The organism is Duganella rivi, assembly GCF_009857435.1.
Classification (GTDB): Bacteria; Pseudomonadota; Gammaproteobacteria; order Burkholderiales; family Burkholderiaceae_D; genus Rugamonas; species Rugamonas rivi.
The window spans coordinates 705,668-716,908 of sequence record NZ_WWCK01000002.1 but is presented as its reverse complement, the minus strand read 5'-3'; the positions used below and the strand labels follow the sequence as shown (position 1 = coordinate 716,908).

Genomic DNA, 11,241 nt, shown 5'->3' with positions numbered 1-11,241 from the left:
TCTGTGCGGCCTGAATCCAGTATAACGTATGAGATCAGCCAGTCGAGGTCAAACTACGCGAAAACCATGCGTGCCATCGCGCCCCAGTTGCGCCACCAGGCCAAACTCCCAATCGAGATACGCTTGCATGGCTTCGGCGCGATTGTCCGTGCCTTCATACGGACGGCGATAACGGTCGATCAGCGGCGATGCCAATCGCGTCGCGCCTGATTCTACGGGCTTTCCAGCCGCAGCCCATGCCGCCGTGCCGCCGCTTAGCACCACGATAGGCAGCTTGGTTAGCGTACGCAAGTCGGCAACGACATAACGCGCCAACAAGCTGCTGCCGCATGTAAGCACATAACGCTGCACGCCCTCCGGCAGTTGCGCCAAAGCCGCAGACAGCTGCGAACGCAGCGCAAACCACGCGCCCGGGATATGCCGCTTTTGATAGTTGACGCCGGACGTGAAGTCCAGCACCGCCGTCTGCTGCGGAGCGTCTTCCAGCCATCGCGCCAGCGTGTCGACGCTGATTTCGTCGACCTGCGGCTGCGGCGGCAGCTCGTCTTTCCACGCGCCCGAGACGCTGAAGTCTTCGGCCTCTAAGCCGTCCACCACGTAGACTTCGTGATTCATCTGCCGCAGCCAATGCGCGGTCAGATTGGCGCGCACGCCGTCGCTATCGGCCAGGACGATGCGCGCGCCGCGCACCGGCGCAAACTGTTCGGTCTCTTGAACCAGTTGGCCGCCCGGCGCAGACCGGAAGTACGGCAGCCTGCCATCGCCATATTCGCCGGGACTGCGCACGTCGAAGAAGTAGTTGGAGCGCGTGCGATCCTGGTGCAGCGCCGCCAATTGCGAGCGATCCAGGCGCAGCACGCCGGCGCGGTCGGCCAGCACGCGGGCATCGCGCGCCGCCGTCTGCCGATTGGCGTCCGATGCAGGCGGATAGCTGCGCGACTGGCCGTGTTCCAGCTGCTGCTCCGCCAGCGTCCAGCCGATGGTGCCATTGCGCAGCGCCGATACCGGATTCGGTACCCCCGCATTAATCAGCGACTGCGTGCCGATGATGCTGCGCGTACGTCCGGCGCAATTGACGATGATGCGGGTAGAAGGATCAGGCGCCAGCTCGCGCGCGCGCAAAGCCAGTTCCGCACCGGGCACGCTGATGCTGCCGGGGATGCTCATGGTCTGGTATTCATCGTAGCGGCGCGCATCAAGAATGACGATGTTTTCGCCCTTGTCGATCAGCGCCTTTACTTCCGGTGCGGACAGCGACGGTGTATGGCGCTCATGCTCTACCAGCTCGCCGAACGATTTGCTCGGCACATTCACATCGCGGAATAACTCGCCGCCCGCATCGCGCCAGCCGGATACGCCGCCTTCCAGCACGGCGACATCGGTGTAGCCCAACTGATGCAAGCGCAATGCCGACGGCAGCGCCAAGCCCTCGCCGTCATCCAGCACCACGATAGGCACATCGCGGCGCGGCAGCTTGGTGTAGGCATCGATCTCGATGCGGCCATACGGGAAGTTGGCGGCGAATAGCGGGTGCGCCTGCGCGTGCGGATCTTCTTCGCGCACATCCAGCAGCGCGATCTCACGTCCTGCCAGCAGTTCCGCCCTCACCCGCTGATAGCTGCGGTACGGAATCTGCGGCGTGTAACCGGAGCGGAACGGCTTCACCTGTCCATCCAGGGTATACACGCTGCGATCGACCGCGCCGATATCCGCCCCGTAGACGTGGATGCCGACCGATACACGGTCGCTGTAGGCGTTGTAGACCTGGTGGATATCGCCCAGCGTCGGCGATACCGCCACCACCGTGCCAGTCTCCAGGCGCTGCGGTTCGCCGTGGCGTTCCAGCGTGCCGTCCGCGGTGCGGCGGAAATCGTGCGAAATCTCGGCACCGCGCAGCAGGCCGATCAAGCCCCACACCGTGTGGTCGTGTATCGGCGTCGACTGGCCGGGGCCCCAGACAAAGCTCACTATCGAGAAGCGCGCCGCCGGATCGCGGTACAGCAAGTACTGGCGATAGAACTGCGGATGCGGCACAGCGGCCTGCGGCGGCAGCCAGTCGTCCTGCGCGATCAGATCGCGCAGCAGCGCCGAGCCTTGCTCGACAATCTGCGCCTCGTCCTGGCCGATCACCGCTTCCAGCTGCGTGACGAACTGCTGCAGGCGCTCCGGTAAAATCTGTGTTTCACTCATCGTGTCTCCTCCTTACGCCGCCTTGCGGCGAGCTGCCGTATTCTGATTTTCCGGCACGTCGAGGCCCAGATTACCACGTAAGGTGCTGTGTTCATATTCGCGCCGGAACAGGCCGCGCTCTTGCAGTACAGGCACCGGCTTTCGCCAGCAGCTCGGAAACGTGGCCGCGCGCGTCGTTGATGGCGCGGCGCAGCTGGATCGGCTGGCCGCCCTTGGCTGCATCGGGCAGGAAGTAGGCACTGCGGCTAGTGTTTACTTCCGCCTCCAGTTCCACACCGAGTTCGCGGCAGTAGCCGAGTATCGTTTGGTGATGGCTAGGTAGGCGCGCCGGGCCTGCGTTGAAGTAGTGGCCCGGCTCAAAGTCCGCCACTTGCGTGGTGCCGTCGTTGAGTTCTATGCGGGTGCCGTTGCGAATCGTCCAGTTACGACCACCGACGCGGTCGCGTGCTTCGATCAACTGGACTTGGTAGCCAGCCTTGCGCAATTCGTAGGCCGACACCAGGCCGGCAATACCTGCGCCCAGCACCAGCACTTTGGTGCCTTTGCCGGAACCAGGCGCCAGGTTTAATGCGGGCGTTTGCCCTGCGGCGGAAGCGATGGTTGGGGCGCCGAGGCCCAGCGTGGTCATGGCTGCGGCAGCGGCGGTGTAGCCGCTGGTGGCGGCAAGCTGCATCAGGAATGCCCTGCGTGTTACGGTCATAAATCACTCCAGGTTGGTGAGGTTGAGCCGATCTTATGACGCACCAACATTATTCATAAACTAATTCTTTTTTATATTGAAATATGAAATTTGCGAATAATGTGTTTTCGGGTTCGATATGTGGCGGCGCTATATTCAAACTCGAAAGCATTCGTTTCGCGCGCGCGGGGAGCGTCGTACCATCAGGAGATAACTATCTCCAGGAGTTCAATATGCACCGCCGTACCTTGTTATCCCTGCTCGCCCTTTTGCCGTTTGCTGCGCATGCGCAGAAGGCGCCTTCCACGCTGCGGATCGGATATCAGAAGTCTTCGACCTTGCTGACGGTGCTGAAAGTGCGCGGGCAACTGGAGCAGGATCTCGCGCCGCTGGGCGTGAAGGTGACCTGGCATGAGTTCTCCAGCGGCCTGCCGTTGCTGGAGGCCTTGAATGTCGGCGGTGTGGATTTAAGTGCGGACGTGGCGGATACGGTGCCGGTGTTTGCGCAGGCGGCTGGTGCGCAGTTGACGTATTTTGCGCAGGAGGCGCCGTCGCCGTCTGCGCAGGCGATTGTGGTGCGCGCGGACTCGTCGATCAATAGCGTGGCGGATTTGAAGGGCAAGAAGATTGCGGTGACCAAGGCGGCTGGCAGTCATTATTTGCTGATTGCGGCGCTCGATAAGGCGGGCTTGCGCTTCAAGGATATTGAACCGGCTTATTTGACGCCAGCCGATGGACGGGCGGCGTTTGAGCGCGGCAGCGTGGCGGCGTGGGTCACCTGGGATCCATACCTGGCGGGCGTGCAGAATCAGTCGCAGGTTCGGGTGCTGGCGGATGGGCGGAATGTGGCGGATTATCAGCGCTACTACTTGGCGTCGACCGCGTATGCGGCGGCGCACCCCGAGGTGTTGTCGGTGGTGTTTGAGGCTCTGCGCAAGACCGGGCGTTGGGTGAAGCAGTCGCCCAAGGAGGCGGCGGAGTTGCTGGCGCCCGCGTGGGGATTGGATGCGAAGACGGTGGAGTTGGCGAATAGCCGGCGCAGTTACGATGTGCGGGTGGTGGTGAAGGATGCGCTGGGCGAGCAACAGCGTATTGCAGATGCGTTCTATGGCGAAGGCCTCCTCCCGCGCAAACTCGACGCCACCGCCGTGCCGCTCTGGCGCCTGCGCTAGGCCAGCACCGGATAGCCCGCAGCGCGGGCTTCCGCCTCGAGATGCTGGATGCGGTTATAGTCAGCGTCTGGCCGATGCTGGAAGGCTTTGATGTGGAGGGCCGCCATGTGCTTGCGCAGCTGCGGGCTTGGCGTCAATAGCGCGGCGCGCAGGCGTGCTTGCAGCGGCTCGGACACATCGCGCGACGTCACCAAAGGCAGGCCGGGCGAGGATGCCGAGTACTGCAAGACCTTAATCCCCGCAATGCTATACGGCGACGCTTCCCGCAAGTAGCCAAACGTGACGCAATCGATGGCGGCGATGTCCGCCTCCCCTTCCCTCACCGCGCGCAGGCTGGCCACATGCGCACCAGTCCATTTCACCTTGCCGAAGAAGCGCCCATCGCGCGCCAGCGGCGCAACCGCGTGACGCAGCACGTTCATGCCGCTGTTGGAATGCTGGTCATTGGCGGCAGCCGTTAGTCCGCGCGCCTCGACCAGCGAGCCGACGCCATCGACAGCACGCGTGACGATCACGCTGGTGTAGTCGCTGCCATCGCAGCCCGCAAAATCAAAACACGGCGTCGCCAATAGCGACGCTACGCTGCGCAAAAAACTCACATACGGATAGCCGCAAGTCTGCCCAAGCAGCAAATCCGGGCGGCGCCACAATGCCGGCAATTCCGGTTCCGCCAATAACTGCACCTCATCGCTGACGCCCGCATCGGATAGAACGCAAGCCAGCAAGGCCTCATACTCCCGCTGCAGGCGCGGCGAGACGTTATACATCGGTAGAGAGACAGTCCAGCTCATGGCATGCGTGGATGTACAGGTGCGTCAATCGGGCGGAAACCATAGCGGCGCATCAGTTCTCCGTAGCCGTTGATGTGAAAGCCGCCGCTGCGCGCATTATAAGCCTCGCGCCGGCCGGCATACACGCGCGGCAGCAAATACCACGGCAGCGAAGGCAGGTCGTGATGCACGAGATGCAGATTATTGTTCAAGAACAGAATCCGAAACACCAGGCCCGCGCCATTCAATACGATGCGCTGCTTGTGATCTTCGGCCGGACGATGCTCGTAATACGAGCGTATCATCGACAGCGATTGCGCCGGATACGAAATCACCAGCACATACCACAGCGCCGGCACGCCGAACGCAGACTGCACCCACCACAGCAAGGCAGCCAGCAGCAGCAAGTGGCGCAGCCACACGCCGGCATCGCGCAGATCGCCGCGCGCCAGGCGCCCCGCAGCAGCGCCCCAGGTAGAAGCAATCGCCAAGGCAGGCCCAATCGCCAGGCGTCCCCAGAAGGTTTTATTCAGCCAGCGCAGCGCGCGCAAAGGACGGCTCATGGCGTCCCACTCGGCCGGCGACACGTAGGTGCTCTCCGCGTCCAGCTCCGGCAAGGTCAGATCGAAATCATTATGATGGCGCAGGTGCGACTCGCGATAAATCTCGTATGGATACCACACCGCCAGCGGCAAATAGCCGAACACGCGGTTAAGCCGTGGCCACGGCGTAGGATGGCCGTGAATCAGCTCATGCTGAAGCGACATATACCACGCGCACCACCACACCATCAGCATGGTAGCGGCGGGATCGCCCAGCAGCGGCCAATACGCCAGCGTCGCCAGCCAGCCGCCATGTATCGCCAAAATCAGCAGCCATGTCGGCCACTCTCCGCGCCATAGCTGGCGCGTACGCTCTGCAATCACTTCCTGACGCTGTGCTATATCGATCCAGGCCTGCATAATTTCTCCCTTCGGGCGAGTATATGCAGAGCCCAAAAACCTGGATACGAATTAAAACACGCTTTCTTATGCAGATTTTGCGAGGACGCCGGGGTGCCGGCCTAGGTGAGACAGCGTACAGCCGCAGCTACATGGCTCCCGCAAAATACGCTCCATGGATACGCAAACCACAACTCGCCGCTCGCGCCAGTACACGCCCGCTGCCTATGCGCTGCACAGGCAGATGACGGCGGTACGCAGGGCAATGTCGGCGACGACGGTGGAAGAATCGCAAAGGGCAGCGCGCTGGGCGCAGGCGTGGTATCAGCTGGTGCAGCGCAAGCTGGATCAGCTCCAGCATGCGCCGCGCTACTTGCATTAGGAAGGGGAATAGCAACCGCCGGCGCGGCGTTCCATGCCGTGGCGGTCAAGCACCGTGACGGTGCCGCGGCGGTATTCGATCAAGCCTTCTTCTTGCAGCTTGCCGGCGCAGCAGGTGATCGATTCGCGACGCACGCCCAGCAGGTTGGCGATCATCTCCTGCGTTACTTTCAACTCGTTGGACAGGGAACGATCCAGACGCTCCAGCAGCCAGCGGCACAAGCGCTGCTCGATGCTCCCGTGACGGACGCCGGCCACGGTCTGAGCCAGTTGTGCAAACAAGGCGCTGGTATGGCGCATCAGTTGCTGGGCCAGCGCGCCGCCGCCAAAGAATGCCTGGCGCAGCACGGCCGACTTGATGCGGTAGCCGTAGCCGGCAGCCTGCACCACGGCGCTGCAATTGGCGCGCTCGTTCTCATACATGGAAACGCCGACCACGCCCTCGCGGCCCACTACGGCCACTTCGGCAGCGCCGCCGTCCTCGGTTTCGTATTGCAGCGAGACGATGGCGTTGGTCGGGAAGTAGGCGTACTCCATCACCTCGCCGGTGTCGAACAGGCGCTTGCCTGGGTTCAGCGGCACCAGATCGAGATGCGCAAATAAATCCACCAGTTCTTCGCGCGACAGGGCGCGCAGCAATTCGTTTTGTTGTGCCCCGATCAGGCTGACGGCGGGTGCTGCGGTCTGCTGCATCGCACGTGGGATGCTGGCGGAAACAGTGGTCTGGTTAGCTGCGTACATATCGTGCCTCATCAATAAGTATCGGTGAGTTGCACTATATCGCCGCTATGTGCGCTCGATTATAGGAGCACGTATAGGACTTATGTAGGTTGGGAACATAGGCCGTTGTCAGCCTGATCCTACGAGAAACTTAAGGCTTGAACTTACTGCTGCGCGAGGATTCTTCGATCTGGCGCTCGTCGCGCGAGCGCAAGCGGCCAGGATTGCGCCGATGTTCCGGCTCGGAAACAACGCGCTTGATAACGCTTTCCAGCACGCCCCGGTGGCTCAGATACGCGGCCGCGATCTCGGGGCCAACCCGGTCGGCCCGCTCGATGCCGGCCTCCACCACCTCGGACGATTGGTGATCGGGGCGGAAAGTTTGCGTGGTAGACATCACTGCCTCCTGAAATGGATAAAATCCAATTCTCGGATTCTACCGCAGCGGCCGCCGTGCGGTGGCGCACTTAGTGGCGGCCGCGCAACTCTACTGCGGCGACGGCACGCCCAGCGGCGGCTGGCCGTTGTGCGGAATCAGCCAGCCGCTATCGCTGAGCCAGTCCGCCAGGCGGTCCGGCCAGTGCACGTCGGACAGACGCTCCGAACGCTGGCCCATGTTGAAAGCGTGGTCGGTATCGGCATACAAGTGAAGCTCGGCCGATACGCCGGCCGCCACCAGTTGCTGGTACAGGTTCAGCGCTGGCGGCATGCAGCACTTGTCGTTGGAACCGGCGACGATGAACGCCGGTGGCGCGTTTTGCGCCGCCTTGGCAGGCGAACCCAGCGGGCCGGGATAGACCAGCACCTGGAAATCCGGCCGCGCGCTCAGCTTGTCGATCGCGTCCTGCCGCGCCGGCGGCGATGGTTCGGGGTTGTCCGCCACCAGCGATACCAGCTCGCCGCCGGCCGAGAATCCCATGATGCCCAGGCGATGCGGATCGACGCCGTACTGCGCCGCGTGGGCACGCACCCAGCGCACGGCGCGCCGCAGGTCGGCCGCCGCATCGTTTTCAATCGAGTAGGATGAGCCCTGGTCGCGCGCCAGACGGTACTTCAACACGAACGCCGTCACGCCGGAGCGGTTGAGCGACTTGGCCGCTACCATGCCCTCGTTCTGCCACACCAGCATGCGATGCCCTCCGCCCGGCACGATGATGACGGCGGCGCCATTGGCGTGACGCGGATTGGCGCGCACCACCGTCAGCGACGGCGCGTGGATATTACTGACGTAGGTGTTCTCCACCTTCTCCGCCTCGTTGCGGCGCTGCTCGGAGCCGGGCGCGCCCTCGGGCCACAGCGGCAGTTGCTGTGCGCCGGCGTGCGCGCACAGCGCCAGCAACATCACGAATAACTTACTGCGCATGGAACACTCCTGTCGCGTACAGCGAATGATGGGTAAGGATGAACAGCGTGCGCTTGTCTGCACCGCCGAAGATCAGTTGCAGCGGGCGTTCCGGCACATCGATGCGGCCGATCTCCTTGCCGTCCGGCGCGTAGACGAATACCTGGCCGTTGGCGACGTACACATTGCCCGCATGGTCCACCGCCGCGCTCTCGCCGCCGCGATTGGCCGCCAGCTTGAGGTCCGTGATGCCGCCGCCCGCGCCGATCACGCCGCTGAAGGTACGGTTCTCTGAACCGTTGGTGAACACCACGCGGCCATTGGCGCCGGCCGATACCAGGCCGTGCGTGTCCAGCGTATCGGAGAAGCGGTAGCCCAGATGGTCGTTCGGCCCTTGCTTGAAGACGCGGTAAGCCGGCAGCACCAGGCTGCCGTCCGGCGATACGTATTCGCGCTGCTTGGGCAGCGCCACGTCGCGCGCGAACATCTCGGCCAGCGTGGTGAATTCGTAGGTATCGAAATTAAGCTGGTCGCGGAACTCGCCGTTCTGCCAGAAGTTCACCGGCACCACCACCCGCCCGCCGGCATTGGCTTTCGCCGGCGTCGGTTTGATGATGGTGATCGGGCCGGCCGGCTGCTCGGGACGGAACGAGTACACCGTGCCCTCCGGCCCGGCCGACGACACCACCATGATCGCGCCACTGTTATCGATGGCGAGATTCACCGGATCCAAAGGCGCATCGCGCACCACCGCCAGTCCGCCCTCTTTCGACCAGCTGTAAATGCGGTTGAAACGGCGATCGACAAAATACAGCTTGCCTTGCGCATCGACAGCCGCGCCGGCGATGGAATAAAAGTCGCCTTCCAGCTTGTCGACTTTCTGCGTGGCCGGCGGTGTAGCGGCTGCTGCGGCTGCTGCCGCCGGGCCGATATCGAGCACCGCGAATTCATGCTCGCGCACTTCCTGCTTGCGCGTCAGATCCTGCAAGGTATTCTCGAACGGGTACTTGCTGGCGCGCAGATAGGTACCGCAGCCGTTGTCGTCGCAAGTGGCGAAACCGCTTTCCGCGTTCACGTGCACGTTGCGGAAGCGGATATTGCCCGAGTTAGTCATCTTCACCGCCGCCACGGCCGGCTTGATCGAGCGCGTGACGCGGTACGCGTGGTAGTTGGCAAAGGTGATGTTGTGCGAGTTGCGGATTTCCAGCGACACCGCATCCATCCCGTCGCGCACCTCCTGCTCCGTTTGCGGCGCGAGGAATTCCCAGTTCTCGACGTTATCGAGCACAATCTCGGCGCGGATGTGGTGTTCGGCCGACAGTTCGTACACCTTGCCCGGCGTTTTGGTGTTGGAGACGTAGAAGCCCGCCTGCGCAAAGGTGCTCGGCGTCCAGCACGCGACAAACGTACCGCCGCCGCCATCGGTCACCCAGATGCTCGGATACTGGCGATCCCAATGCAGCGTCGGATCGAAGTTGGCCGACTTCTGATAAGGATCGCGGCGCTTGCCGTCGTACAGCCGCGTGCCGTGGCCGCCCTGGATGCGGATATCGTCCACCAGCGAATCGGCGCCGGCTTTCCACAGCAGCGCCGTCGCGCGCGGATTGACTTCGCCGGTGGCGAGACCGAAACCGGTGACGATAGCATCGCCGCCCTTGGCACTTTCCAGCAGCGCCTTCGGCCCGTCCGTGCCAGCGTAGGCCGGCGCGCCGTTCGGCAGCACCAGTTGCGTTACGCCGGGATGCAGGCCAATCAGCACCGTGTCGGGTTTCAGGCGGATGGTGTCCTGCACCAGGTAGAAGCCCAGCGGCAGATACACCACGCGATTGGCGTCGATGGCTTTCTGGACGGCTGCGGTATCGTCGGTCACGCCGTCGCCCACCGCGCCGTAGCTGCGGACACTGGCCCACTGCCTGGTAGCCGGCAGCGTACGCATCACCGGAGCGCGTGGTGCGGGCAGCGCTTTCAAGGCCGCGCCTTTGACGTTGGTGGCGAACTTGCCGACGCTGCCGAGACCCGGCAACGTCAAGCCATAATTGAACTCGCTGATTTGGTACGTAGGGCCGTAACCGGGCACGGTCTTGCCGCTATCGCGGAAGCGCGCAAACACCGGCACGTTCTTCGCCGTCGCGTTGTCGAAGCCGACCTGCGTGTAGACGTTATCCTCGTTGCTGATAATGACCGCCGCCTTGGAGACGTTCTCAAAGCGCACGTCCTTGCCCCATAGCCAATCGCCGTAGCCACGGCTCATTTCTATCCCCACCGGCGTATTGCGGATGGTGGTATTCACCAGCGTGAGGCCGGCCTCGTGGCCGCGTATTGCTGCTTCGCGCTGGCCTTCAAAGGTGGAGTCCATCAGCGTGTACTGCCACGCCGGCGAGGTCTTCTCGGTCAGGATGCCGTAACGGCCGCCGTAGAATTTCAGGTCGAAGCTCTCGTTGCCGACCATGTACACGCCGGCCAGGCCGGAACCGATGTGGAAGTCCATGTGGCTCAAGTACGAGTGCTGAGCGGTACGCAGGCGCACCGCAGCGGCGGCCGGGTTGCCGTCGCCGATTTCAAAATCCACATTGCTCATCGCCGAATAGAAGGTCGACGAATTCGCATCGCGCACATTCTCGCTATACGGCACCGCGCTTTTCACCGGCACCGGCACCTTGCCGACCGTGTACTGGTCGCCGCCGGTGAACACCACCATGTTCGCGACGCCCTTCTGGAAGCCCGGCGTGTTCGCGCCCAGCACCAGCACCGGCCGCGTAGGGCCGACGCCATACAAGCGCACCGCCAGCGGCACCAGCAGCGAACGGGTAATGCGATAGCGGCCGGACGGCAGGAACACCACCCCGCCCTCGCCCTGGTTGGCGGCGGCGTTCAGCGCATCCTGTATCGCCGCGCTATCGTCGGCGCGGCCGTCGCCGACGGCTTTCACTTTGACCGCGCGCGGATCGTCCGGCATGGTTTGGTAGGCCGACACCGACGCGGCCTGCACCAGCAAGGGCGCAGCAAGAGCTGCTGCGGCCAGCATATTCAACATTGCTTTCATCTG

The 11,241-nt window shown here is 63.1% G+C and carries 10 protein-coding genes; 2 read left to right on the top strand and 8 right to left on the bottom strand.

The window, feature by feature from the left end; translation table 11 throughout:
• Positions 1–48: 48 nt before the first annotated feature.
• The gene (locus tag GTP45_RS28355) at positions 49–1,632 is read right to left on the bottom strand and encodes a rhodanese-related sulfurtransferase (protein ID WP_371874425.1); all 1,584 of its coding nucleotides are present in this window, start codon (positions 1,630–1,632) and stop codon (positions 49–51) included.
• A 649-nt stretch (positions 1,633–2,281) separates the two neighbouring features.
• Complete coding sequence (locus GTP45_RS07825) at positions 2,282–2,818, bottom strand: flavin monoamine oxidase family protein (protein WP_229258385.1); 537 nt, start codon at positions 2,816–2,818, stop codon at positions 2,282–2,284.
• A 284-nt stretch (positions 2,819–3,102) separates the two neighbouring features.
• On the opposite strand from GTP45_RS07825, the gene GTP45_RS07820 reads away from it, so the two are divergent.
• Entirely contained in the window at positions 3,103–4,041 is a 939-nt protein-coding gene (locus tag GTP45_RS07820) for an aliphatic sulfonate ABC transporter substrate-binding protein (RefSeq protein ID WP_161013282.1), read from the top strand.
• Here GTP45_RS07820 and GTP45_RS07815 read toward each other — a convergent pair.
• Together GTP45_RS07815 and GTP45_RS07810 are read right to left on the bottom strand one after the other, a co-directional pair.
• Positions 4,038–4,832, bottom strand: coding sequence for a phosphate/phosphite/phosphonate ABC transporter substrate-binding protein (locus GTP45_RS07815; RefSeq protein ID WP_161013281.1), 795 nt, complete (start codon positions 4,830–4,832; stop codon positions 4,038–4,040). The genes GTP45_RS07820 and GTP45_RS07815 overlap by 4 nt on opposite strands.
• A complete protein-coding gene (locus tag GTP45_RS07810; protein WP_161013280.1) occupies positions 4,829–5,773 on the bottom strand; it encodes a fatty acid desaturase in 945 nt (314 codons plus the stop codon). The genes GTP45_RS07815 and GTP45_RS07810 overlap by 4 nt, the downstream gene beginning before the upstream one ends.
• Before the next feature lie 154 nt (positions 5,774–5,927).
• Here GTP45_RS07810 and GTP45_RS07805 point away from each other — a divergent pair, with 154 nt between their 5' ends.
• A complete protein-coding gene (locus GTP45_RS07805; protein ID WP_161013279.1) occupies positions 5,928–6,134 on the top strand; it encodes a hypothetical protein in 207 nt (68 codons plus the stop codon).
• On the opposite strand, the gene GTP45_RS07800 is transcribed toward GTP45_RS07805, so the two are convergent.
• The 4 genes from GTP45_RS07800 to GTP45_RS07785 form a co-directional block, all read right to left on the bottom strand.
• Positions 6,131–6,874, bottom strand: coding sequence for a Crp/Fnr family transcriptional regulator (locus GTP45_RS07800; protein ID WP_161013278.1), 744 nt, complete (start codon positions 6,872–6,874; stop codon positions 6,131–6,133). The two genes, GTP45_RS07805 and GTP45_RS07800, sit on opposite strands and share 4 nt — an antisense overlap.
• A gap of 130 nt (positions 6,875–7,004) precedes the next feature.
• Positions 7,005–7,250 carry a hypothetical protein gene (locus GTP45_RS07795; RefSeq protein ID WP_161013277.1) on the bottom strand — a complete coding sequence of 82 codons (246 nt, stop codon included), beginning with the start codon at positions 7,248–7,250 and terminating at the stop codon, positions 7,005–7,007.
• A 90-nt stretch (positions 7,251–7,340) separates the two neighbouring features.
• Positions 7,341–8,216 (bottom strand): alpha/beta hydrolase, encoded by an 876-nt coding sequence (locus GTP45_RS07790; protein WP_161013276.1) that lies wholly within the window; start codon positions 8,214–8,216, stop codon positions 7,341–7,343.
• Complete coding sequence (locus GTP45_RS07785) at positions 8,206–11,238, bottom strand: glycosyl hydrolase family 28-related protein (protein WP_161013275.1); 3,033 nt, start codon at positions 11,236–11,238, stop codon at positions 8,206–8,208. Before GTP45_RS07785 ends, GTP45_RS07790 begins: the two co-directional genes overlap by 11 nt.
• Positions 11,239–11,241 lie beyond the last annotated feature (3 nt).

Excerpts from the sequence above, each read along its gene's own strand:
- GTP45_RS07825 (WP_229258385.1), bottom strand. The coding sequence starts at position 2,818 with ATGACCACGCTGGGCCTCGGCGCCCCAACCATCGCTTCCGCCGCAGGG.
- GTP45_RS07820 (WP_161013282.1), top strand. The coding sequence starts at position 3,103 with ATGCACCGCCGTACCTTGTTATCCCTGCTCGCCCTTTTGCCGTTTGCT.
- GTP45_RS07815 (WP_161013281.1), bottom strand. The coding sequence starts at position 4,832 with ATGAGCTGGACTGTCTCTCTACCGATGTATAACGTCTCGCCGCGCCTG.
- GTP45_RS07810 (WP_161013280.1), bottom strand. The coding sequence starts at position 5,773 with ATGCAGGCCTGGATCGATATAGCACAGCGTCAGGAAGTGATTGCAGAG.
- GTP45_RS07805 (WP_161013279.1), top strand. The coding sequence starts at position 5,928 with ATGGATACGCAAACCACAACTCGCCGCTCGCGCCAGTACACGCCCGCT.
- GTP45_RS07800 (WP_161013278.1), bottom strand. The coding sequence starts at position 6,874 with ATGTACGCAGCTAACCAGACCACTGTTTCCGCCAGCATCCCACGTGCG.
- GTP45_RS07795 (WP_161013277.1), bottom strand. The coding sequence starts at position 7,250 with ATGTCTACCACGCAAACTTTCCGCCCCGATCACCAATCGTCCGAGGTG.
- GTP45_RS07790 (WP_161013276.1), bottom strand. The coding sequence starts at position 8,216 with ATGCGCAGTAAGTTATTCGTGATGTTGCTGGCGCTGTGCGCGCACGCC.
- GTP45_RS07785 (WP_161013275.1), bottom strand. The coding sequence starts at position 11,238 with ATGAAAGCAATGTTGAATATGCTGGCCGCAGCAGCTCTTGCTGCGCCC.